Consider the following 23,633-nt stretch of genomic DNA (forward strand, 5'->3'; position numbering starts at 1 on the left):
CCTATAACAATAATCAGAGGTATCCCATGCTCGGTATCGAATCCAGCTACCGCCCGAAAGCCGCCTGGACCATTGCGGCACTGTTGGCGGTGATGATGTTGGTGAACTTTCTCGACAAGGTGGTCATCGGCCTGGTCGCCGTACCGATGATGGCGGAACTGCAACTGAGCCCGGCAGAGTTCGGCCTGATCGGTGGCGCCTTGCACTGGTTGTTCTCCCTCTCGGCAGTGCTCGGTGGCTTTCTCGCCAACCGCAAACCCACCCGCACCCTGTTGCTCGGCATGGGCCTGTTTTGGGCGCTGGTGCAACTGCCGATGCTGTTTGCCACATCGCTGTGGACCATCGTCGCCTGCCGGGTCCTGCTCGGAATCGGCGAAGGCCCGGCCTCGCCGGTGGCCACCCACGCCCTCTACAAATGGTTCCCCGATAACAAGCGCAGTCTGCCAGTGGCCTTGCTGCATTCGGGCAGCGCCATGGGCCTGCTGGTGGCCGGCCTGCTGATCCCGTGGATGAGCGTGCATTACGGTTGGCGCAGTAATTTCGGCGTGCTGGCGGTCATCGGTCTGGTCTGGTGCGTGGCCTGGTATCGCCTGGGCAAGGAAGGGCAGCTGGACAACATCGTTCCGGCCACTGCCGAGGCCGCGGTGGCGCAGTCGCGTATCCCTTATCGGCGCCTGCTCAGCGACCCAACGGTGATCGGCAACTATGTCGGTCACTTTGCCGCCAACTGGTCGCTGGCGCTGACCCTGACCTGGGTCCCGGCCTATCTGGAGAAAGGTCTGGGCATGGCTTCGATGAGCGCCGGGCGTATGTTCGTGGTGTTTGTGCTGGTGACCACGCCACTGAGCCTGATCATGGCCTGGTGGTCGCAGCGTCTGTTGCGTCGCGGTTTGCCGTCACGGGTGGCCCGGGGCGTGTTCGTTTCAGTGTGCCTGATCCTCAGCGGCCTACTCGCCGCCTCGCTGATGCTGCCGGGGCTGTCGGTCGCCGAACGCATGGGCTGCCTGACCTTCAGCGGCGGCCTGGCCCTGGTGATGTATTCCATTGGCCCGGCGATGCTGGCCGAAGTGGTGCCCAGCGGCCAGCGCGGCAGCATGCTCGCCATCGGCAATGCCTGCGGTTCCCTGGCGGGGCTGGCGGCGCCGGTAGTCACCGGTTTTCTGGTGCAGAATGCGCAAGGCATCAACGGTGACGGTTATGCCCACGGCTTCATGGTCTGTGGCGCGATCCTGATCAGCGCCGGCCTGATCGGCCTGCTGACCATGAACCCGCAGCGTTCGCGCAACCAGCTCCAGGTGCCGGTGCCCGCCATGCCCCTGCGCGGCTGAACGTCCTCAAGCGTCCAGCGGTTCGCGCTGACGTTCAATCAACTCACCTTTCCAGCGCCCTGACTGCACCACCTCGATCAGCAGATCGCGCACCAGATCACGCATGCACGAGGCGGCAAAGGTCAGGGGCTTGTGGGTCGAGTAGGCGATCGACAAGGTGCGTCGCACGCTCGGCTCGACAATCCGTCGGGCCATCTGCTGCGGATTCTCCTCCACCGCCGGCCAGTTGCCGATGGTTGCCGCCAGGCCACTGCGCACCAGGCTGCTGATGCCCTGCGCGGTCTGTTGCTCGTATTGCACCTTGAGCTCCAATCCGGCTTCGATCGCCGCCTGTTCTACCCGCCGGCGCAGGTGTGAACTGGCCCGTGGCGCCATCACCAACGGGCCGCTGATCGCGTGGGCCAGCGTGATGCTGTCGTCCGCGCAGGCCAATGCCTGCAGGCTCAACCAATACAACTCTTCGGTAAAGATCGGCTCGGCGTGTACATGTTCCAGCTCTTCGGCATTGGGCACCACACCGAAATCCACTTTACCCAACTCGATGGCTTCGCCACCTTCCTGGCTCAGGCCGTCGCGCACGGTCAGCTCGATGCCTGGAAATTTTTCGCCGGCGCGGATGATGATCAGCGGCAACAGCAACGCCGAGGCGGTTACCGGTATGGCGATGGCCACCCGACCCTTGGGGTTGCCCTTGGTCGACTCCAGCTCGTCCTTGACCGAGTCGATGGTCTGCACCACCGAACGGGCGATCTCGTACAGCCGTCGACCGGCATCGGTGAGGTTGATGCCATCGTGCAGGCGCTCGAGCAACTGCATCTCCAGCTCGCTTTCCAGCAGGTTGATTTGCCGGCTCAGCGCCGGTTGCGCGATGTAGGCCCGGCGCGCTGCCGAGGAGAAACTCCCGGCTTCGGCAATCGCAATCAGATAACGCAGTTGTTTGAGTGTCATCGGGGCTTCCGCGGCCATGCCGGCGCGTTATGGGCAGTATTGAAAGACGATATTGGTCCAGCACGCAGCACCTCACTAGGATGGCGCCATTGCTTTTATATGACCTGTTTATCGGTCTGGTTGCAACGCTAGCGTGTTGATTTTCAATGCATTGCGGCCAGGCACTGTGGAGTGCGTTACATGAAGCCGACTGCGTTTTCCTCTGCCCTGAATCGGCTATTGCTGGGGCAGGGCCAGGAGCCTGATCCCCGCTTTACCCTGGCCAACGAGCGCACTTTCCTGGCCTGGATCCGCACCGCATTGGCACTGCTGGCCAGTGGCATTGCCGTCGAAGCGTTCACCTCGGTCTTGTTCATCCCCGGCGTTAAACGCTGGCTGGTGATCGGTTTGCTGAGCCTGAGCCTGATGGTCAGCCTCAGCGCCTTCTGGCGCTGGTTGGGTGTCGAGCGCGCGCTACGCCAGCAAGCTGCGCTGCCGGTGTCTCTGTTGACGCCGCTGCTGTCACTGGGTTGCGCTGTGCTCGTCGCCGGTGTGATGGCGGCGTTCTGGGGGCATGGATGAGCGATGCGGGGCTGCAGCCGGAGCGCACCACCCTGGCCTGGAGGCGCACGCAAATACTGCTGATGCTGGTGGCTTGCCTGGCCTTGCGTGGCCTGCAACCCCATCCGCGATTGGTCGCCGCGGTCGTCGCCCTGGCGACGCTGCTGGCGTTGCTGATCCTGGTCGAGCAGGGCCGTTGCTACCGGCGTGCACGCCTTGGCATGGCCGGACAGGGCACGACTTGCAATCCGTTGCCGCTGCTGATCCTCACGCTGTGCACGGCGCTGTTGGCGGCGCTGGCGTTGGTAGCCCAAGCCTGAATTTCCCAGTGATAAGGAGTCGTAACATGAAGCCGGACTGGTCCTGCCTCAAGGATGTAAAGATCATTGATGTCAGCCAACTGCTACCCGGGCCCCACGCCACTTCGCTGCTATTACAGCTGGGCGCGGATGTCATCAAGATCGAGCAACCCGGCACCGGGGACAGCTCGCGGATGCTAGGTGATGCCGTATTTGCCCAGTTCAACCGTGGCAAACGCTCCATCGCGCTGAACCTCAAGGATCCGGCCGACAAAGCTGCCTTACTTGAGCTGGTGCGCCATTGCGACGCCGTGGTCGAGGGCTTTCGCCCCGGTGTCATGCAGCGTCTGGGCCTGGGGTATGAAGACCTGGCGAAGGTCAACCCGGCCATCGTCCTGTGCTCGATTTCCGGCTTCGGCCAGACCGGCCCCTATGCCGCCCATGCCGGCCACGACCTCAATTACCTGGCCATGGCCGGCTACTGGTCGATCCCGGTGCAGGTCGAGGACAAGATCGCCCGGCCCAAGGTGCGGCTGTCCGACTATGCCGCCTCGGCCTACGCGGCGTTATCGCTATCGGTGGCCATCATGAGTGCCCGCCAGCAGGGGCTCGGCCAGCACCTGGATGTGTCGGTGCACGACGCCATCTTGTCCTGGACCGCCCACATGGCCTGGCAGGCACGCGGTTTTGAAGACAACCCCGTGGCATCGCCGACCGTCATGCCGGAGAACGATATCTTCCAGACCCTTGACGGTCGTTACCTGGCGTTGGGCATTCTCGAAAACAAATTCTGGGTGACCCTGTGCGATGTGCTGGGCGAGGAATACCCGACGCTCAGGCATGAGCGCTTTGCCAACCGTATGAGTCGCTTTGGTCGTAAGCAAGAGCTTAACGCTGTGCTCAAGGCGATGTTCCTCAGTCGCACATTGGCGCAATGGACCGAGGCGTTCGCCGGGCATGACTTGCCATTTTCGCCACTGCTCACCGCCAGTGAGCTGTTCGACGATCCGCATGTACAGGCGCGGGGCACTGTTCGCATGCTGCCGGAAGAACGAGCGATCAGCGTCGGTTTTCCGGTGAAATTTTCCCGTGGATTGCCGGACGGCGATACAGCGGTTCCTGCGTTGGGCGAGTACGGTGTCGAGGCGTTCAAGGCCGGTACCTGAAAGACATGGGAGCCACGTCAAGCGATGGCGGTGGGTCCGGGTACGCCAAGGCCTCAGCGCAGGCTCCACGACACGCCGACATACATCGCCAACCCCTCGCCCGGCGTGGACCGTGCCGCATCCAGGCCCTTGTCGTCGTAGCCCGGCGTGACGGTGCCGGCATAGTGCTGGTCGGTCAGGTTGCGCAGGTCCAGCCAGGTCTGCCAGTCGCCCTTGGGCGCGTTGTAGCCCAGGGTCGCGCCGAACAGCGCGTAAGGGTCGGCGTAGTAGCTGTTGGCGTAATCAACCGCCACCTTGGACACCCACTGGGTATTGAGCGCAGCGAAGAAGCCTTGAGGCCAGTCATAGCGCAGTTCGCCCTGGTAATAGTGCATCGGCAGGCCGGGCAGGCGGTTGTCGCCGAAGCGGTCGTCGTCGCGGTAGTGGAAGTCGCTGAAGGTATAGCTCTGGCGCAGGCTCAGTTGGCCGCCATCGTCTTGCGACCACAACGTGCTCTGCAGGCTGGCTTCCACGCCCTGGTGCACGGTGGGGCTGGCGTTGAGTTCGTAGGGCGTGGTGGCGTTGGCATCCGGCAACACCGAGAGCAGTTCGTGGCGTACCTGGGCGTAGTACCAGGCCAGGCTCCATTGGCCCAGCGTGCTGTCGCCGCGGCCGCCGATTTCCAGGGTGGTCGCGGTCTGGTTTTGCAGCTCGATCGGGTCGCGCTGGGTGCCTGTGGCGGCGCCGCTACCGGCCGGGAAGCGCTGGTTGGCGCTGTAGATCAGCGACCAGGGGTGTGGCGCTTCGACCGAGCGGCTGAGATTGCCGAACAGCTGCAGGTCGGGTGTCAGCTGATAGCGCAGGCCCAGGCGCGGGGCGTAGTCCCAGTCGTTCAGGCTGGTCTTGCCACCGCCTTGGGGGTAGGTGACAGCGCTTTCGCGGCGGGTGTAGATGGCGGCGAGGCCGGTCGTCAGCCACAGGTCGTCGGCGATCTCCAGATCATTGCCCAGATGCAGGACGGTGTCCGAACCCTGGTAGGTAAAGTTACGCATGGGCGTGCCCGGCGCGTAGCCGGCGGTGTTGTCGGTGGGGATGCGCACCCGTTCGCTGGCGCCGGCATTGGGCAGGTGTTTGGTCACTCGCAGGCCCGCAGTGCTTTGGCTTTCCAGGCCCCAGAGGGTGTCGCGTCGCTTGTAGTCGAAGGTGCCGCTGACGTCGGTGTACGCCACTTTCAAGCGGTTGGGACCTTCGCGCAAGTCCATGGGGTAGTCGTGGTAGGCAAGGCCGGTCTGGATGCTCGAATCGTCGTCGATAAAGTAGGTGGTCTTGTTGCCGATGAAGGTGCTGCCCGGTTGCTCGCGGCTGTCGTCCCGCGCCACGTAAGCGGGGTTGGCTGCCCGTGGGTCGTGTTCGATGGAGTGCTTGGTCACCCGCCCGGCGAGGTCGTTGTCGGTCTGGCGATAACGCAGGTAGAACCGCGTTTCCAGGTTCGGGTTGAAGCGATAACCGAAGTTGGCGATGACGCCCTGGCTCTCGCTGGCGGTGTGGTCCTGGTAGCCATCTGCGCGCGCGTCGGTCATGGCCACGTAGTAGTCGAAGTCGCCCAGCACCTGCCCGGAGCTGACCTGGCGCTGCTGATAACCGTGGCTGCCCATGGCGTAGCGCACCTGCAACAGCGGTGCGTCGTAGCCGGTGTGGCTGATGTAATCGATGGCCCCGCCCAAGGCCAGCGCGCCTCGGTCGAAGCCGTTGGCACCGCGCAGCACTTCCACGTGGTCGAGCCACAGCGGCTCCAGCAATTCATAGGGCGTGCCACCCGGGCCGGTCAGCGGCAGACCGTCGAGCATGGCGTACAACCCTGAGGCATGGGCGCCTGGAGCACGGTTGATCCCCGATCCGCGGATCGAAATCTTGACCCCTTCATTGCCCGCGGACTGGGCATAGACCCCCGGTTGATAAGCCAGCACATCCTGGTTGCTGGCCACGCGGCCTTGCAGGGCGCGACGCAGGTCGACCACATTGGTGCCGCCGGGCACTTGGGCCAGCCGGGCCTTGGCGTCCTCGATCGAGGCGTCTTCACCGCTGCGGTCCTCAGCCCCGATCAGCACTTGTCCAAGCTCCAGGCCTTGGGTCTCGGCCATGGCCGGACAGGCAAGGGCCAGCCCCAGCAATGCAGCGGGCAAGGATTTGGGCGAGGGCATCGAGGGAACTCCAGACGGACAGGAACGGGCAGTGAAGAACTGCGACGTAGAGAAGAACGAAGGAAACACATGTTTTATTTAAGTGAGCGAGCTTTTCTGCACGCCTATTTTCTGCATTCGGCCAACACCACTTGGCAGGTGTCCGGCGTGCCACCGGATCGGCCGGCGTAGCGTATGCAGTTACTCAGGGATTTCTTGCGCGCCATGCTCAAGGTGTCTCCCCAGGCGAGGCCGCCCTCGCCGGAGGTGGGAAGCGCTTTGGCATAGCAGTTCGAGCCCAGGCTCGACGCCGAATTGCGGGCCGTGGCCGCCTTGCCTGAACATCCCGCCATCAACCCCAGGTGGATGGCGAGCAGCGAGGGCAGGACCCATGACGAGCAGTGGCGTGCTGTTTTTGCAGTCATGGCCTTTGTCCTGCAGGAGGCGGCTGGCAGTATGTGCAGTCGGGTACTCTCAGATTAGACGGTACGTGTGAAAAGGAACGGCAGTTGAACGAACAGACATTGTCCATGCGCCTGGAGCGCGTGGCAGCGCAAGTGCCCGCCGGTGCGCGCCTGGCCGATATCGGCTCGGATCACGGCTACCTGCCGGTGGCGTTGATGCGCCGTGGCGCCATCGCGGCGGCGGTGGCCGGGGAGGTGGCATTGACGCCGTTGCGCTCGGCCGAACGCACCGTGCGCGAGAACGGCCTGGAACAGCGGATCAGCGTGCGCCTGGCCCATGGCCTGGCGGCGATCGAGCCGGGAGACGGGATCACGGCGATCAGCATTTGCGGCATGGGCGGCGAGACCATTCGCGACATCCTCGACAGCGGCAAGGCGCGGCTGAACGGCCGGGAACGGCTGATCCTGCAGCCCAACGGCGGCGAGCAGCCACTGCGCCAATGGCTGATGGACAATGGCTACCGCATCCTCTGCGAAGAATTGCTGCGGGAAAATCGTTTCTACTACGAAATCATCGTCGCCGAGCGCGCCGGGCCGGTGATGTACAGCCCCGAGGAGCTGTACTTCGGCCCGCTGCAGATGCAAACACGCAGCCCGGCGTTCCTGGCCAAGTGGCAACGCCTGCTGCGCCAGAAGCAGAAGACCCTGAACAACTTCGCCCAGGCGCGGCAGGCCGTGCCCGAGGAGAAGGTACAAGAGGTCGCCCGGCAGGCCCGGTGGATCACCGAGCTGCTGGCCTGAGCCTGATCAGGTGCGGGCGATATCGAGCCACACCTGCCCGTCGGGATACTGGTAACGCTCCAGGGTTTCAGCAGTCATTTCGATGCTGTAGCCCGCACGCTGCGGTGGCATGTAGCGGCCGCGGCGGATCACCACCGGGTCGAGGAAGTGCTCGTGCAGGTGGTCGACGTACTCGAGTACCCGGTTGTGCAGCGAGGCCGAGACGGCGATGTAGTCGAACAGGGCGATGTTCTGCACGTACTCGCACAGACCGACACCCCCGCCATGGGGGCAGACCGGCACGTTGAACTTGGCGGCCATCAGCAGCACGATCAACACCTCGTTCAGGCCGCCCAGGCGTGCCGCGTCCAGCTGGCAGAAGTCCAGTGCGCCGGCCTGGAACATCTGCTTGAACATCACCCGGTTGTGGCAATGCTCACCGCTGGCGACGCCGATCGGTGCGATGCGCTGGCGGATGCTGGCATGGCCGAGGATGTCGTCGGGGCTGGTCGGTTCTTCGATCCACAGCGGTTCGAATGCGGCCAGGCGGCGCATGTTGGCGACCGATTCATCGACGCCCCAGACCTGGTTGGCGTCCATCATCAGGGTCCGTTCCCAGCCGATTTCTTCGCGCAAAATCGTCGCGCGGCGGATGTCGTCTTCCAGGTTGGCACCGATTTTCTGCTTGATGTGGGTCCAGCCATCCTCGACCGCCTCTCGGGCCAGTTGGCGCATTTTGTCTTCGCTGTAGCCGAGCCAGCCCGGCGCGGTGGTGTAGCCGGGGTAGCCTTCGCGCAGCATCTGCGCCTCACGCTGGGCCTTGCCCGGCACCTGGCGGCGCAGCAGGGCGATGGCTTCTTCGGGGGTGAGCACGTCGGTGACGTAGCTGAAGTCCAGGCAGCGGACCACTTGTTCCGGGGTCATGTCGGCCAACAGCTTCCACACGGGCTTGCCTTCGTTTTTGGCCCACAGGTCCCAGATGGCGTTGACGATGGCCGCGGTCGCCAGGTGGATCACGCCTTTTTCCGGGCCCAGCCAGCGCAGTTGGCTGTCGCCCACGGTGATGGTGTGCCAGAAGGCGCCCATGTCGGCCACGATCTCTTCCAGGGTCAGGCCGACCACCATGGGGGCCAGGGATTGCACGGCAGCCACGCAGATCTCGTTGCCACGGCCGATGGTGAACGTCAGGCCGTGGCCTTCCAGGCCGCCCGGGGCGTCGGTGTGCAGCACGACGTAGGACGCGGAATAATCCGGCGCGCTATTCATCGCATCGGAGCCGTCCAGCGACAGGGAAGTGGGGAAGCGGATGTCGCGAACGCTCAGCTGGGTGATTCGAATGCTCATGGTGGGCTCTTGTGCTCGATGACCAGTTGGAGACCCGACTGTAGGTCGCCGAGCGATACAGGCATAATCAGGGTTTCCTAAGTAGCGATATCGGATTTGATATGCCTCTAGGTCCTGAAGCCACCACGATCACCCCCCGCAGTTTTGGCGCGCTGAAAATTTCCAGCCGGCAGATCACCTTGCTCACGGCCCTGGGTGAGTTCGGCAACCTGCGCCGGGCCGCCACGGCAATGCACACCACGCAACCGGCCGCCAGCCTGCTGTTGCAGCAACTGGAAGAGCGCCTCGGCGTGCGCCTGTTCGAACGCTTGCCGCGTGGCATGCAGCCGACCCTTTATGGCGAGGTGATGATCCGCTACGCCCAGGGCGCGCTGCATGAATTCGAGCAGGCCCAGGCGCAGATCGCGGAACTGCAGCGCGGGGCCTTGGGGCGGGTGCGGGTCGGCAGTGTGATGGGGCCGGTGCCGCGGCTGCTGACCAAGGCGGTGCTGGCGTACAAGCGCGATCACCCCAAGGTGCGGATTTCCATCGAGGTGGGTACCAGCGATACCTTGCTGCCGGCTTTGCTGCGCGGCGATTTCGATGTGGTGCTGGGGCGCTTGCCGGACCAGAGCGACAGCCAGGACCTGGACATCGAGCTGTTCGACAGCGGCGAGCAGATGCGCGTGATCGCCCGGGCGGGGCACCCGCTGGCGGGTTCGTCGGCATTGCAGTTGGCCGACTTGATCAGCTTGACCTGGGTCCTGCACCCCATCGGCAGCCCCATGCGCCGCCGGGTGGAAACGGCACTGCAGGCCGCCGGCATGGTGCAGTCGCTGGACATTGTCGAAACCGCTTCGATCCTGGCGACCACGGCGATGCTCGAGGCTTCGGACATGATCGCGGTGGTGCCCAATGACGTGGCCGAGCATTATGCGCGCTATGGGATGGTGGCTATCTTGCCGGTCGAGCTGCCGATTTCCATGGTTAACATTGGCCTGCTGACCTTGCGTTCCCGGCCAAGGTCGGTGGCGTTGAACACGTTGCTCGACTATTTCAGGGAGCCCTAGCATGCCGTCGGACATTACCCATTCCAGCTTCTGCAACTGGGTGCGCTTCAAGCACCTGGTGCTGATCGACACCCTGGCGCGCACGCGCAACATGCACGCCACCGCCATACGCATGAACCTCAGCCAGCCCGCCTTGAGCAAGATGCTGCGCGACCTGGAGGAGCAGTTCGGCTTTGCCCTGTTCCAGCGCCTGCCCCGCAGCATGCCGCCAACGGAGCTTGGCGAGTACGTGGTGCGCTATGCACAGGCGGCACTGTCCGATTCACACAAGTTCGTCGACCAGGTCAACCGGTTGCGCAAAGGCGGCCACGGGTTTCTCAAGGTGGGCGGGATTTTCGCGGCCACCTCGGTGGTGCTGCCCCAAGCCATCGTCGCGATCAAGGCGCGCAGCCCGTTGCTGTCGATCGAAGTGGTGGAGCAGTCCAGCGATCACCTGCTGGAAATGCTTGAGCAAAACAAGCTCGACCTGATGATCGGCCGCTTCACCGAGGAACGTTACAGCCAGGTCTTCGACTTCGAGCCGTTGGAGCCCGAGCCCTTCAGCCTGGTGGTCAACAGCAGCCATCCGTTGAACGAGCTGGAGTGCACACCGCTTGAAGCGCTGGGCCAGTGGCCGTGGGTGCTGTACCCGGTCGGCACGCCGATTCGCGATCGCCTGGAGCTGGCGTTCAAGGCCGCGGGCATCGCCTCTCCGGCCGACAGCGTCGAAACCATCTCCATGCAGATGTTCCTGCAACTGCTGCACTCGGGGCCAATGATCGCCATGTTGCCCCGATCCATGGTGGCCGCGCAGCTGGACAGCGGCCAGTTCAAAGAGCTGCAGACCCCGTTGCGCCTGGCGCAGCTCGAGTACGGCATCATCACCCGCAAGGACGAACCGCTCACCGGCGCTGCGCGGGAATTCGCCGACATCCTGCTCGATTTCGCGCGTGAACGTCGGGAGGAGGGGGACGCGAGCGATTGATTACTGCTGTTCGATAAGCCAAATCGATAACGCCAGGTTATCGGTTGATCGGATCATCTCATTGGGAATGTCGGGGCTGGCTCCCTACAGTTATCGCAGATTCGCCCGGCACAGACCGGGCGAGGCCATAACAAGAAGTCAGCCGTACCCTGAGAGGTCCCATGCAACTGATTGCCAGAACCCGGACCGGCGACCCTGCCGTGATCCGCCTCAATCCCCTGGACAACGTATTGATTGCACGGCAGGCCCTGCCCGAAGGCCTGAGCCTGGAAGCCGACGCGATCACCGTGCGCCAGCCGATCCCCTCCGGGCACAAAGTCGCCAGCCAGCGCGTGGAGCAGGGCCAGCCCCTGCGCCGTTATGGGCAGATCATCGGTTTTGCTTCGCAGCCCATCGGGGCCGGCGATCATGTGCATGTGCACAATGTGGAGATGGGCGACTTTGCCCGTGACTACGCCTTCGGCGTCGATACCCACACCACGCCGGGCACTGAGGCCGTGTTCCAGGGCATCGTGCGTGCCGATGGCCGCGTCGCGACCCGCAACTATGTCGGCATTCTCACGTCGGTCAATTGCTCGGCGACCGTGGCCCGGGCCGTGGCCGATTACTTTCGCCGGGATATCCACCCTGAAGCGCTCGCCGCCTTCCCGCACATCGACGGCGTCGTGGCGCTGACCCACGGCGCCGGTTGTGCGGTGGACCCCAACGGCGAGGCCTTGGGACTGTTGCGCCGCACGCTCGGCGGCTACGCCGTCCACCCGAATTTCGCGGCGGTGCTGATCATCGGCCTGGGCTGTGAAACCAACCAGATCGAAAGCCTGCTCGAGACTCAGGGTCTGACAGCCAGCGACCAGTTACGCGCCTTCACCATCCAGGGTATCGGCGGCACGTCGAAAACCATCGCCAGTGGCATCGAGCAGGTCAAGGCATTGCTGCCACAGGCCAACCAGGTGCAGCGCGAACCCGTCAGCGCTCGCCACCTGATCGTCGGCCTGCAATGCGGCGGCTCGGACGGTTACTCGGGCATCACCGCCAACCCGGCGCTCGGTAATGCCGTGGACCGCCTGGTGGCGGCCGGCGGTACCGCGATCCTTTCGGAAACCCCGGAGATCTATGGCGCCGAACATTTGCTGACGCGCCGCGCCGTGAGCCGCGAGGTGGGGGAAAAACTCATCGCGCGCATCCACTGGTGGGAAGACTACTGCCAGCGCATGAACGCCGAACTGAACAACAACCCCTCGGCCGGCAACAAGGCCGGTGGCCTGACCACCATTCTCGAGAAATCCCTGGGCGCGGTGGCCAAGGCCGGTTCCAGCAACCTGGTGGACGTGTACCTGTACGCCGAAGCGGTCCGGGCCAAGGGCCTGGTGTTCATGGACACCCCGGGCTACGACCCGGTCTCGGCCACCGGCCAGGTCGCCGGCGGCGCCAACCTGATCGCCTTCACCACAGGCAGAGGCTCGGCCTACGGCTGCGCGCCGGCGCCTTCGATCAAGCTGGCGACCAACAACCGGGTGTTCGAGCACCAGGAAGAAGACATGGACGTGAACTGCGGCGGCATCGCCGACGGTTCCACCAGCATTGAGGAGCGCGGCGCCTACATCTTCGAACAGATGTTGCGCATCGCTTCCGGCGAGCGCAGCAAGAGCGAGCAACACGGTTATGGGCAGAACGAGTTCGTGCCCTGGCAGATCGGTGCCGTGACCTGATTGATCGCTTTCACACGGCGAAAAGCACGCGGCGTCGCTGCTCGATGCCTTGAAGAACGCCAACCCACCGGGCCGGCAGCGCCTGGTCGATGGCCAGCACAGCACCGCGGCCTTGAATTGAATACGGAGCAGCAAGCATGACTGAAGGCAAACGCTACGACGCACAAACGCTCACCACGTTCGTCGAGCACCTGTTCGAAACGGCCGGGGCCGATGCCGAGGTCGCCCAGGTGGTGACCCGGGTGCTGCTCGAAGGTGAACTGCTGGGCCATCGCACCCACGGCCTCAACCTGGTGAGCCGCTATATCGGCGGCATGCTGACCGGGCAGGTCAAGGCCCGTGCCGGGTTGCTCGAGCAGGTCTCGGACAGCGGCATCTCCGCGCTGTTCGACGGCCATTATGTGCTCGGGCCTTATTGTGTCAGCCGTGCCCTGGACAGTGCGGCCAAGGGCGCCACGGAGCAGGGCATAGGGATCGCCGTGGTGCGCCGTGCCTCGCACATCGGGTGCCTGGCCGCTTACCTGAAACCCTTCACGGACCGGGGCCTGGTGGCCATGGTCTATTCCTCGGACCCGTCGGTGGGGCTGGTGTGCGCCCATGGCGGGGTCGACCCGATCTACACGCCCAACCCGATTGCCGCCGGCATCCCGACCCGGGGCGAACCGATCCTGCTGGATGTGAGCATGTCCACCGTGACCCTGGGCCTGGTCGGCCAGTGCCGCGAGGCCGGCAAGCCGCTGCCGCACCCGGTGCTGATGAGCAACGACGGTCAGCTGAGCGACGACCCGGCCGACTTTTACACCACCCCACCGGGCAGCATTCTGCCCCTGGGCGGCCAGGCCTTTGGCCACAAGGGCTTTGCCCTGGCGATTCTGGTCGAGGCCCTGACCTCGGGGTTGGCCGGCCATGGGCGCAAGGATGCTCCGGACCAGTGGGGCGCCTCGGCTACGGCTGTGGTGATCGACCCGCGCTTCTTCGGCGGGCTGGACGCCTTCACCGACGAAAGTTCGTTCCTGAGCAAGCTGATCCTGGCCAGCCGTCCGGTGGACCCCGAGCGCCCGGTGCGCTTGCCGGGCCAGGCCGGCCTGAAGCTGCGCGAGCAAGCTTTGCGCGAAGGCGTGAGCCTGGCGCAGAAGGTGGTCGATGACCTCAACCAGAGCGCCGCGCAGTTGCAGCTGCCAGCCTTTTCCTGACTTGCTCCGGGTGGCATTCCGACGATGGCCGTCAACGATAACGCGTGTTTGCTGGATAAACGCGGAGCCCTGTAGGAGCAAGCTTGCTCGCGATGGTCGTCAACGATAACGCGTGCTTCCTGATTAGACGCGGCGCCCTTTGGCCATCGCGAGCAAGCTCGCTCCTACACATACACACACAACGACAACAAGAGTGCAGACATGACCAACGAATCGACAACACAAGCACCGCTGCCGTTGAGCAGCAACCCCGCCGTCTTCAACACCGGCAGCTGGGTCGGACGCATCTGGTTGCCCGGCCAGGGCCCGGCCGTGGTGCTGGTCAAGGCCGGCGCCGTGCACGATATCAGCGCCCATGTGGCGACCGTCTCGGCCTTGCTTGAAGTGGCTGACCCGGTGGCGTATCTGCGTGCATTGCCCTTGGGCCAGGCCTTGATCGAGTTGCCCGCGCTGCTGGACAACAGCGACCCGAACCAACGGGACGAACACCTGCCATGGCTGCTGGCGCCGATCGACCTGCAAGCGGTCAAGGCCGCTGGCGTGACCTTCGCCGCCAGCCTGCTGGAGCGTGTGGTCGAAGAGCAGGCCAAGGGTGATCCGGCCAAGGCCGACGCGATCCGCGACACCCTGGCCAGCCGCATTGGCGCCGACCTGTCGCAAATCGTCCCGGGCTCGGCCCAGGCCGAAGCCTTGCGCAAGGTCCTGGTGGAGCAGGGGCTGTGGTCGCAGTATCTGGAAGTGGGCATCGGCCCGGACGCTGAAATCTTCACCAAGGCCCAGCCACTGTCGGCGGTCGGCCACGGCGCCGATATCGGCATTCACCCCAAGTCGAGCTGGAACAACCCGGAACCGGAAGTGGTGCTGGCGGTGTCGAGCAACGGCAGCATTCAGGGCGCCATGCTCGGCAACGACGTCAACTTGCGCGACTTCGAAGGCCGTAGCGCGTTGCTGCTGAGCAAGGCCAAGGACAATAACGCCTCCACCTCGCTGGGGCCATTGCTGCGTCTGTTTGACGAGACCTTCAGCCTGGATGACGTGCGTAATGCCGAAGTGGATCTGCGCGTCGAAGGTCAGGACGGTTTCATCCTCGAAGGCCGCAGTTCCATGCGCCAGATCAGCCGCGACCCGCTCGACCTGGTCCAGCAGACCCTCAATGAAAACCATCAATATCCTGACGGTCTGGTGCTGTTTCTCGGTACCCTGTTCGCCCCCAAGCAGGACCGCGACCAGCCGGGCAACGGCTTCACCCACAAACCGGGTGACCTGGTGGCCATCAGCAACGCGCAGCTGGGGACCTTGTGCAACCGGGTGACCACCAGCGACCAGGCGCCGCGCTGGGACTTCGGCCTGCGCTCGTTGATCGGCAGCCTGAGCCGGCGTGGCCTGCTCGAGGCGGCAGTAACTGCGCGCCAACCCTGATTCACCCACATTCAACTGTAGGAGCTGGCTTGCCAGCGAATGCGTCGGGTCAGTTGACATCGTATCGCCTGAATGGACGCCTTCGCTGGCAAGCCAGCTCCTACAGGGGTTGCATGTCAGCAGGGGGTTCCTGTGTGTCAGGCCGGATTTTTTTGTAGGGTCCAGGGATGAGCGTGCACCGGATGATGGATCGGCCCGGTATTGAACCGCTGCAATAACAATAATAAAGGCCATCAGATGAAACCACTGAAGAAGTACCAAAGCATCACCGTTGTCTTCCTGTTGTTGATCGGCATCGTCAACTACCTGGACCGTAGTGCGTTGTCGATCGCCAATACCTCGATCCAGAAGGACATGATGATCAGCCCCTCGCAGATGGGCATTCTGTTGTCGGCCTTCTCCATCGCCTACGCCTTTGCGCAGTTGCCGATGGGCATGATCATCGACCGCCTGGGCAGCAAGATCGCCCTGGGCGCTTCATTGCTGGCCTGGTCGGTGGCTCAGTCGACGTTCGGCATGGTCAACAGCTTTGCCGGCTTCATGGGCCTGCGTGTGCTGCTGGGGATTGGCGAGGCGCCGATGTTCCCCTCGGCGGCCAAGGCCCTGTCCGAATGGTTCGATGCCAACGAGCGCGGCACGCCGACCGGGATCGTCTGGTCGTCGACCTGCATCGGCCCATGCCTGGCACCGCCCTTGCTGACGCTGTTCATGGTCAACTTCGGCTGGCGCGGGATGTTCATCATCACAGGTGCGATCGGTATCGTCCTGGCCGTGTGCTGGTTGGCCTTCTACAAGAGCAAGGCGCAATACCTGGCCGAACTCGCCGCTGAAGGCAAACCGTTGCCGACCGAGAAAACAGCCCCAGTGCAAGCGGCCGACCCGCAGGCACCGAAGGTCTCCTACTTTGCCGGCTGGCTCGACCTGTTCAAGCACCGCAGCACCTGGGGTGCGGTCCTGGGCTTCATGGGCGTGATCTACATGCTGTGGCTGCACCTGACCTGGCTACCCGGTTACTTCGAACGCGAACATGGCATGAACCTGTACAAGACCGCGTGGCTGGTGTCGCTGGCCTATGGCTTCGGCGCGGTGGGCACCATCGTCGCCGGGCGCTTCTGCGACAGGCTGGTGCGCCGTGGCATGAGCATCCTGGCCAGCCGCAAGTTCGGCGTGATCACCGGCCTGGTACTGGCTGCGCTGTTCACCGTGCCGCTGTCGTTCGTCACCGGCCTGACCGGTTGCATCATCCTGCTGTGCCTGGCGCTGTTCAGCATCAACATGGCCAGTGCCACCGCCTGGATGATCGTCAACACCATCGTCGACAGCCGCCGGGTGGCCTCGTTCGGCTCGATCCAGAACTTCGGCGGCTACATCGCCGGGTCCGTCGCGCCGATCGTCACCGGCTTCAGCATCCAGTACTCGGGTTCGTTCAATACCGCGTTCATGATCAGTGCGGTCGTGGCGCTGTGTTCGGCCCTGGCGTACTACCTGCTGCTCAACGCACCGATCAGCGAAGCCGAGCCTGCACCCGAGCACATCGTTGGTGTGACCGAGTAAGGGCCTCAAGAGGATACGTGCCAGTGCATGTCGAAATCAGACTCGCATCTGGCGCGCCCAGGCTACTTGCGTTGGAGGTCAGCCGCGTAAGGTAACGTGTCACTTCATACCCCGGTGTGAAGACGCGTGACCGCTCGCTGCGAGGCTGACTTCCGATGGCATACGACACCCCCAGGGCCGTTCCTCCCCAGACCATTGGTTTTCTGCTGCTGGACCAATTCACCTTGATCTCCCTGGCGTCTGCTGTAGAGCCCCTGCGAATGGCCAATCAGCTAACCGGTCAAGAGCTCTACCGTTGGCACACGTTCACCTTGGGTGGCGCGCAGGTGTGGGCCAGCGACGGCATGCCGATCACTCCGGATTCGTCGATCGATGACGCACTGCTGCTCGATACCGTGATCGTCTGCGGTGGTACTGGCATTCAAAGCGCGGTCACCCGGGAACACATTACCTGGTTGCGGACCCAGGCGCGGCGCACGAAGCGGATGGGGGGCGTGTGTACAGGCAGTTGGGCCCTGGCCCAGGCAGGCTTGCTCGATGGCTTCGATTGCAGCGTGCACTGGGAATTCCTGGCGGCCATGCAGGAAGCTTTTCCGCGAGTGAACCTCAGTTCCAGTTTATTCACCCTCGACCGGGACCGCTTCACCAGCTCCGGTGGCACCGCGCCAATGGACATGATGCTGCACCTGATCAGTCGCGATCATGGTCATGAACTGTCAGCGGCCATCTCCGAAATGTTTGTCTACGAGCGAATCCGCAACGAGCAGGATCACCAACGAGTGCCCCTCAAGCACATGCTCGGTACCCATCAACCGAAGTTGCAGGAAATCGTCGCCTTGATGGAGGCCAATCTGGAAGAACCGATCGACCTCGACGAACTGGCGAATTATGTCGGCTTGTCCCGTCGACAGCTGGAGCGGTTGTTCCAGAAATACCTGAAATCCTCGCCTTCGCGGTATTACCTCAAGCTGCGCCTGATCCGCGCGCGTCAGTTGCTCAAGCAAACGTCGATCTCCATCGTGGAGTTGTCGGTGGTGTGTGGCTTCGTGTCCACCCCCCATTTCTCAAAGTGCTATCGCGAGTGTTTCGGCATTCCACCGAGCGACGAGCGCCTGGTGGCGCAACCGCAACCGCAAGTGACAGCAAGAGCGGTTGAGCAGGCGTTGCCATCGGCAAGGCAGGTGAGTTTGCTGGAACAGGCTCGTGATGAGTCGACATTCGCGAGTATCAAGATTGTGAAATCCTGAGCAGTCTGGTGAATCCTGGCTTCAGCTGCGGAATCTGAGCGGGGTCGAGGGGGGCCTCACCGAAACGTTTTTATACTCTTGGGCAAACCGCGATTCATACGGGTAGTACCGACCTCGAACAGGTTCGTAATTGCGCCGGGCTGACACCCAGCCGTTGCTTGAACGCTGTCGTCATGTGCGCCTGGGAGTTGAAACCGCAGGTGAGGGCGATCCCGGACAGGCTGGCTGTCGAATCGCGCAGCAAGGCGCGAGCCTTGGCGAGTCGTCGGTCGATCAGGTAGCTGTGCGGGCTTTTGCCCGTTGCCTGCTTGAACGCCCGCATGAAAAATCCTTCGGACAATTCAAGCAGTCCTGCCATCGCCTGCACGCTCAGCGCACCTTCAAGACCTGCGTCAATGAATTCATCGAGCAGGCGCATGCGGCGGCCGGAGATGGAGCCTTGGGTCGGCACCGGCAAGGCTTCCTGGGCCATGGCCCGTTCAGCCAGGGCGAACGCCCAGGGCTCCCAATCGTCATCTATCGAAGCGTGCAACAACGCGTTGCGCATTCGCAGCGCAAGGGCAATGGCCTGCGGATCGATGCGATTGTTGAAGGCTCGCTCCCCCATCAACACCAGACCGTCGGCGCGCATGACCCGCAGATACTCACCGCCGTCGGCCGACTCGGACAACACGTCACACCCGGCAGGGACAAACGCCAGGCCATTTGGCGTGGCCACGAAAGGCAGCACCCGGTCGCTGCCGATGGCGTGCAGGCCTTGCTGGCTGTCGAAGGCAAAGCCGATCGCCGCATGGGTCGCGACATATCGGGCAGCGTAGGAGGAGCCGGGCAACAATTCGATCGTCCAGGGCCCGGCCTCGACACGGCGGACCGGTTCGGTCATCAGCGAGGGCGGTAGGCGGTTTCGACGGTTCATGAGCACCATAGTAGTCAAGACGGGCCACAAAAGTCAGGTCGGTTTTCTGAAAGCCGGCTCGGGGGCAACGCGTGCAGACTGGGCAAAACCCCAGGGAGAGTGCTCATGCACAGACTGACTCGCGACGACATCGAACAAGCTGCCCACCAGGTGTACCAAGTCATGCCTGCCACCGCCCAGTACCCTTGGCCATTGCTGGCTGAAAGGTTGGGGTGCACGGTGTGGGTCAAGCATGAAAACCATACGCCCACGGGGGCTTTCAAGGTGCGCGGGGGCATTACCTTCATGCACTGGCTCAAACGCGCGCATCCCACCGCCAGGGGCATCGTGACCGCGACCCGCGGCAACCATGGCCAGAGCCTGGCGCTGGCGGCACGGGCGTTGGGTTTGCGCGCATTGATCGTAGTGCCGGAGGGCAATTCGGTAGAGAAAAACCATGCCATGCGCGGCTTCGGTGGCGAAGTGGTCGAATGGGGTCGCGATTTCGACGAGGCCCGGGAAGAGGCCGCCCGCCTGGCACAAGCGCATGATCTTTTTCTGGTGCCGCCGTTCCACACCGAGCTGGTCAAAGGCGTGGCCACGTATGCGCTGGAGCTGTTCAAGGCGGCGCCGGACCTGCATACCGTCTACGTGCCGATCGGCTGTGGTTCCGGGATTTGTGGGGTGATCGCCGCGCGCGACGCGCTGGGCCTGCAGACCCAAGTGGTGGGCGTGGTGTCCACCGAGGCGGCAGCGGCAAAACTGTCCTTTGAAACGGGAGAAATTTGCGAAACCGCGACGGCGACCACCTTTGCCGATGGCCTCGCCGTACGTAAACCGATTCCTGAAGCCTTCGCCATCTACAGTGCCGCTGCGGCGCGGATCGTATCCGTCGATGAGGACGAAATTGCCGAGGCCATGCGTGTGTATTACACCGATACCCATAACCTGGCGGAAGGGGCAGGTGCGGCCGCGCTGGCGGCGCTCATTCAGGAGCGTGAAGCCATGGCGGGAAAACGGGTGGGGGTGATTCTGTCCGGCGGGAACGTCGACAGAGCGCTGTATGCGAGCGTGATCGGGTGACCGATGGCGGCGTCAGCGCTCGTGTTCCGGCACGAGGGCCGCAAGTGTTTGCGCGCCAATCCGCTCCGCTATAGGCCTAATCTCTGCTTGAGCTCGGCCTCGCTCAACACGCCGCTGGCCGGGCCGCCCGGCAATCCTTCACCGGCCCGCGCCAGCGGTAGAAGTACCGGTATGAATCCGGCGTCGCGCACCAGTCGGGCGCCCAGGTCGCGGGCCTGGGCGTCGTCGGCGAAGGTTGCAATCGCCTTGCCTTTGCCAGACTGGCTTTTCATTGAGGCATAGCCGATGGCGTTGAACGCCCGCACCAGGTGCACACCGGGCAGGTACTGCTGGTCCGCCAGGGCGACCCCCTGAGCCAGCGCCTGGCGCCCGACGTCTCCGTCGCGGGCGCTGAACGGGTTGCTGGTGCTGAACACCACCTTGCCCTCCAGCTTGCCCTTCAGCTGTTCGGACAGCGCCGGCATTGCGCCGTAGGGAACACTCAGCACGATCACGTCGCCCCAGGACGCGGCGTCGCTGACCGTGCCCGCCCGAGCATTCGGGCCGGCGGCCTTGACCAGGTCCTGGAGCTCCTCGGGGTGGCGTGACGAAAACATCACCGAGTGCCCAGCCTTTACCCACAGCGTGCCTAGCGTACCGCCGACGTTACCGGCGCCGATCACGCTGATCTTCAGGGTGTCCGCCATCGCCTGGCTGGTGCACAGGACCAGGCTGGCGAACGTTAGCAAGAGGCGTCTGGACATGCGTTGCGTCCCCGGGTTGGACAAATGGTTTTGTCATTACCCTAGTAGAGCCTGCGCATAATCGAAAGGTGCGGGCAGGTGCTGACTGAACTGGATTTTATCCAGCCCCGGCCTCTACTCATGAATCTGGCAACTGTCCTGTAACGCGGTCCCAATTGTCATGGCTTACGTGCCAATAGGCGTGGTTGGCGTCCATCGTCGAATGCTCCGCGCTTATTGTTTGATTGCCCCCCCTTATTCGATTCGCGGATGCTGCTGCACGAGATGTTCGCGTTTAGCTTCCAGCTCGGCGATCTGTGCGTCGATGTCCTCGATCTTCTGCTCGATGTTGTCGTGATGTTCCTGCAGCAGTTCGTGCGCTTCTTCAATGTCGGAAGCCGCCGGAGCTGCTCCGCGCAAGGGTTTGTTCGCCGTTTCTTTCATCGTCACGCCGGTAATCAGCCCCACCACCGCAACCACCATCAGGTAGTAGGCCGGCATGTACAGGTTGCGGGTGCTTTCCACCAGCCAGGCGACGATGGTAGGGGTCAGGCCCGCGATCAATACCGAGATGTTGAACGCGCTGGCCAATGCGCTGTAGCGGATGTGGGTGGGGAACATCGCCGGCAGGGTGGACGCCATCACGCCGATGAAGAAGTTGAGCAGCACCGCCAGCAGCAGCAATCCGGAGAAGATCAGACCGAGCTTGCCACTGTTGATCAGCATGAAGGCCGGGATGGCGAGGAAAAACAGGCCGACGCTACCGAAAATAATGAAGGGGCGGCGGCCAATCTTGTCGCTGATCAAACCGATCATCGGCTGGACGAATAACATGCCGACCATGATCGCGATGATGATCAACACGCCGTGACTTTCGCTGTAGTGCAAGTTGTGCACCAGGTAACTCGGCATATAGGTGAGCAGCATGTAATAGGTGACGTTGGTGGCCACCACCACGCCAACGCAGGTCATCAGGCTGCGCCAGTGCTGGGTGGCCACTTCCTTGAACGACACTTTCGGGCCACTGGCCAGGCCTTCGCGATCGCCCTGTTCGAGTTGCTCGACATGTTGCTGGAATGCCGGCGTCTCCTCGAGCGCGTGACGCAGGTAGAGCCCGATCATGCCCAAGGGCAGGGCGAGGAAGAAGGGCAGTCGCCAGCCCCACTCCTGAAACTGCTCTTCGCCCAGAATGGTGGAAATCAGCACGACCACGCCTGCGCCAAAGACGAAGCCGGCGATCGAGCCGAAGTCCAGCCAGCTACCGAGGAAACCGCGCTTGCGATCCGGGGCATATTCGGCGACGAAGATCGAGGCACCGGTGTATTCACCGCCCACCGAAAACCCTTGAGCCATCTTGGCCAGCAGCAGGAGGATGGGCGCCCAGATGCCGATCGAGGCATAGGACGGTATCAGCCCGATGGCGAAGGTGCTGAGCGACATGATCACGATGGTGGCCGCCAGGACTTTCTGCCGACCGTATTTATCCCCCAGCGTACCGAAGAACAAACCGCCCAGGGGGCGGATCAGGAAGGGCACCGAGAAGGTCGCCAACGCGGCGATCATCTGCAGGTCGGGATCAGCGCCGGGGAAAAATACTTTGCCGAGAACATAGGCGACAAAACCATAGACGCCGAAGTCGAACCATTCCATTGCGTTGCCGAGTGCAGCGGCAGTGATCGCCTTGCGCATCTTGACGTCGTCGACAATGGTGATGTCTTTCAATCCGATCGGTTTGACGTCATTCTCAGGTGATTTCATGCGAGTCACTCTGTCACTGATCTGTCTTGCCGCAAACCGCTGAGCCCGGTGCGGCGCAGGCTGGACGGATCTCCCTTGGCCGATGCCATCTTTTTAATGGCACGGCTTGTTCAAGATCAGATACAAGAAGATAGGAAAAAATTCACATCTCGCCGTTATTTTTTGCTGGCGGCGACAGCTCCACCGAAGACCAACTTAAGCTGCTCGCTCCAGTGCATCCAGCAAGTCAACGAACTCCATCGAGAGTTTATGACGCGGTGCCAAATGGATAAGGGGTACAGAGGCTTGGTGGGACTCGCGCATTTTAACCGAGCTGCTCAAATAAACCGGTAGCACGGGAACACCCTCTACGAGCATTTCGTTTACGAGCGTCTGGTGCAAGCCGGTGTGTGCGACAAATTGATTAACCACCACCCCCTCTATCTGCAGCGATTCGTTGTGATCCATGCGCAGCTCTTCTACTTGAGCGATGACACTGTTCACAGCCTGCCGGGAAAAGCGGTCGCAATCATAGGGAATCAACAACCGATCGGCGGCGACCAAGGCGCTGAAGGTGAAGAAATTCAGCGAAGGAGGGGTGTCGATATAGATACGCTCGTAATCCTCGGAAAGCTCTACCAGCAATCTACGCAGCTTGTTGATCTTGAACCTGCGCTCAAGTTTTGACTGGAGATCTGCAAGATCCGGGCTGGCGGTCACGAGATGAAGGTTCTCGTAGGCCGTCTCGGTTATGGCCACTCGACATTTTTTGCTGGCAAAGCCTCCCGACAGTGTCTGTCTGAAGAAGTCGGCAATACCTGTGGGAATGTCGTCGTTGAGCAGGCCTGTGAGGTAGTGAGTCGAATTCGCCTGGGGATCGAGATCAACCAGCAGTGTCCGGTAGCCTTGCGCTGCACTCACAGCGGCAAGATTGCAGGCGATGCTGGATTTTCCAACACCACCTTTTTGATTGAAGACAACACGACGCATGAGGGCAGTTCATCCGTGAAAGGAGGCCTGAAGCCAGGGTTATGTAAGCGGATGAATGCAATATATGACCATTAGGTTTCAGTTTTAAGACAAGTTGTTGAAT

General features: G+C 62.8%; 21 protein-coding genes. 13 read left to right on the forward strand and 8 right to left on the reverse strand.

Features of this window, described 5'->3' with window-relative positions; all coding sequences use genetic code 11:
- Nucleotides 1–26 precede the first annotated feature (26 nt).
- On the forward strand, nucleotides 27–1,328 hold the full coding sequence (locus F8N96_RS00505; RefSeq protein WP_150796100.1) for an MFS transporter: 1,302 nt from the start codon (nucleotides 27–29) through the stop codon (nucleotides 1,326–1,328).
- A gap of 6 nt (nucleotides 1,329–1,334) precedes the next feature.
- Here the strand turns inward: F8N96_RS00505 and F8N96_RS00510 are convergent, their stop codons facing one another.
- Entirely contained in the window at nucleotides 1,335–2,276 is a 942-nt protein-coding gene (locus tag F8N96_RS00510; RefSeq protein WP_150796101.1) for a LysR family transcriptional regulator, read from the reverse strand.
- Nucleotides 2,277–2,456: 180 nt separating this feature from the next.
- On the opposite strand from F8N96_RS00510, the gene F8N96_RS00515 reads away from it, so the two are divergent.
- From F8N96_RS00515 to F8N96_RS00525, 3 genes are read left to right on the forward strand one after another with little or no spacing between them, the layout of a single operon-like run.
- Nucleotides 2,457–2,837 (forward strand): YidH family protein, encoded by a 381-nt coding sequence (locus F8N96_RS00515; RefSeq protein WP_150796102.1) that lies wholly within the window; start codon nucleotides 2,457–2,459, stop codon nucleotides 2,835–2,837.
- Nucleotides 2,834–3,136 (forward strand): DUF202 domain-containing protein, encoded by a 303-nt coding sequence (locus F8N96_RS00520; protein WP_150796103.1) that lies wholly within the window; start codon nucleotides 2,834–2,836, stop codon nucleotides 3,134–3,136. The genes F8N96_RS00515 and F8N96_RS00520 overlap by 4 nt, the downstream gene beginning before the upstream one ends.
- A 26-nt stretch (nucleotides 3,137–3,162) precedes the next feature.
- Nucleotides 3,163–4,281 (forward strand): CaiB/BaiF CoA transferase family protein, encoded by a 1,119-nt coding sequence (locus F8N96_RS00525; RefSeq protein WP_150796104.1) that lies wholly within the window; start codon nucleotides 3,163–3,165, stop codon nucleotides 4,279–4,281.
- Between the two features lie 53 nt (nucleotides 4,282–4,334).
- On the opposite strand, the gene F8N96_RS00530 is transcribed toward F8N96_RS00525, so the two are convergent.
- Both F8N96_RS00530 and F8N96_RS00535 read right to left on the reverse strand, forming a co-directional pair.
- Nucleotides 4,335–6,461, reverse strand: coding sequence for a TonB-dependent receptor family protein (locus F8N96_RS00530; RefSeq protein WP_150796105.1), 2,127 nt, complete (start codon nucleotides 6,459–6,461; stop codon nucleotides 4,335–4,337).
- Nucleotides 6,462–6,565: 104 nt separating this feature from the next.
- Nucleotides 6,566–6,865: a hypothetical protein gene (locus F8N96_RS00535; RefSeq protein ID WP_150796106.1), complete on the reverse strand. Its 300-nt coding sequence runs from the start codon at nucleotides 6,863–6,865 to the stop codon at nucleotides 6,566–6,568.
- Nucleotides 6,866–6,949: 84 nt separating this feature from the next.
- Here F8N96_RS00535 and F8N96_RS00540 point away from each other — a divergent pair, with 84 nt between their 5' ends.
- On the forward strand, nucleotides 6,950–7,645 hold the full coding sequence (locus F8N96_RS00540; protein ID WP_150796107.1) for a tRNA (adenine(22)-N(1))-methyltransferase: 696 nt from the start codon (nucleotides 6,950–6,952) through the stop codon (nucleotides 7,643–7,645).
- A 6-nt stretch (nucleotides 7,646–7,651) separates the two neighbouring features.
- Here F8N96_RS00540 and F8N96_RS00545 read toward each other — a convergent pair whose 3' ends face one another.
- Nucleotides 7,652–8,968, reverse strand: coding sequence for an L-fuconate dehydratase (locus tag F8N96_RS00545; protein WP_150796108.1), 1,317 nt, complete (start codon nucleotides 8,966–8,968; stop codon nucleotides 7,652–7,654).
- 101 nt (nucleotides 8,969–9,069) lie between these two features.
- Between F8N96_RS00545 and F8N96_RS00550 the strand changes: the two genes are divergently transcribed.
- From F8N96_RS00550 to F8N96_RS00580, 7 genes are all read left to right on the forward strand, one after another.
- The gene (locus F8N96_RS00550) at nucleotides 9,070–10,017 is read left to right on the forward strand and encodes a LysR family transcriptional regulator (RefSeq protein WP_150796109.1); all 948 of its coding nucleotides are present in this window, start codon (nucleotides 9,070–9,072) and stop codon (nucleotides 10,015–10,017) included.
- Nucleotide 10,018: 1 nt separating this feature from the next.
- Complete coding sequence (locus F8N96_RS00555) at nucleotides 10,019–10,981, forward strand: LysR family transcriptional regulator (protein WP_150796110.1); 963 nt, start codon at nucleotides 10,019–10,021, stop codon at nucleotides 10,979–10,981.
- A 161-nt stretch (nucleotides 10,982–11,142) separates the two neighbouring features.
- Nucleotides 11,143–12,690, forward strand: a complete 1,548-nt coding sequence (locus tag F8N96_RS00560; protein ID WP_150796111.1) for a UxaA family hydrolase — start codon at nucleotides 11,143–11,145, stop codon at nucleotides 12,688–12,690.
- Between the two features lie 137 nt (nucleotides 12,691–12,827).
- Nucleotides 12,828–13,883, forward strand: a complete 1,056-nt coding sequence (locus F8N96_RS00565; protein WP_150796112.1) for an Ldh family oxidoreductase — start codon at nucleotides 12,828–12,830, stop codon at nucleotides 13,881–13,883.
- Nucleotides 13,884–14,084: 201 nt separating this feature from the next.
- A complete protein-coding gene (locus F8N96_RS00570; RefSeq protein ID WP_150796113.1) occupies nucleotides 14,085–15,302 on the forward strand; it encodes a fumarylacetoacetate hydrolase family protein in 1,218 nt (405 codons plus the stop codon).
- Nucleotides 15,303–15,539: 237 nt separating this feature from the next.
- The gene (locus F8N96_RS00575) at nucleotides 15,540–16,856 is read left to right on the forward strand and encodes an MFS transporter (protein ID WP_150796114.1); all 1,317 of its coding nucleotides are present in this window, start codon (nucleotides 15,540–15,542) and stop codon (nucleotides 16,854–16,856) included.
- A gap of 155 nt (nucleotides 16,857–17,011) precedes the next feature.
- Nucleotides 17,012–18,103 carry a GlxA family transcriptional regulator gene (locus F8N96_RS00580; RefSeq protein WP_150796115.1) on the forward strand — a complete coding sequence of 364 codons (1,092 nt, stop codon included), beginning with the start codon at nucleotides 17,012–17,014 and terminating at the stop codon, nucleotides 18,101–18,103.
- A gap of 94 nt (nucleotides 18,104–18,197) precedes the next feature.
- Here the strand turns inward: F8N96_RS00580 and F8N96_RS00585 are convergent, their stop codons facing one another.
- The gene (locus F8N96_RS00585) at nucleotides 18,198–19,028 is read right to left on the reverse strand and encodes a helix-turn-helix transcriptional regulator (RefSeq protein ID WP_150796847.1); all 831 of its coding nucleotides are present in this window, start codon (nucleotides 19,026–19,028) and stop codon (nucleotides 18,198–18,200) included.
- 96 nt (nucleotides 19,029–19,124) lie between these two features.
- On the opposite strand from F8N96_RS00585, the gene F8N96_RS00590 reads away from it, so the two are divergent.
- Entirely contained in the window at nucleotides 19,125–20,081 is a 957-nt protein-coding gene (locus F8N96_RS00590; RefSeq protein WP_150796116.1) for a threonine dehydratase, read from the forward strand.
- 68 nt (nucleotides 20,082–20,149) lie between these two features.
- On the opposite strand, the gene F8N96_RS00595 is transcribed toward F8N96_RS00590, so the two are convergent.
- From F8N96_RS00595 to F8N96_RS00605, 3 genes are all read right to left on the reverse strand, one after another.
- Nucleotides 20,150–20,824, reverse strand: a complete 675-nt coding sequence (locus F8N96_RS00595; RefSeq protein ID WP_150796117.1) for an NADPH-dependent F420 reductase — start codon at nucleotides 20,822–20,824, stop codon at nucleotides 20,150–20,152.
- 234 nt (nucleotides 20,825–21,058) lie between these two features.
- The gene (gene proP / locus F8N96_RS00600) at nucleotides 21,059–22,561 is read right to left on the reverse strand and encodes a glycine betaine/L-proline transporter ProP (RefSeq protein ID WP_150796118.1); all 1,503 of its coding nucleotides are present in this window, start codon (nucleotides 22,559–22,561) and stop codon (nucleotides 21,059–21,061) included.
- A 195-nt stretch (nucleotides 22,562–22,756) separates the two neighbouring features.
- A complete protein-coding gene (locus tag F8N96_RS00605; protein ID WP_150796119.1) occupies nucleotides 22,757–23,530 on the reverse strand; it encodes a ParA family protein in 774 nt (257 codons plus the stop codon).
- Nucleotides 23,531–23,633 lie beyond the last annotated feature (103 nt).

Source organism: Pseudomonas fluorescens (genome assembly GCF_902497855.1).
Classification (GTDB): Bacteria; Pseudomonadota; Gammaproteobacteria; order Pseudomonadales; family Pseudomonadaceae; genus Aquipseudomonas; species Aquipseudomonas fluorescens_BI.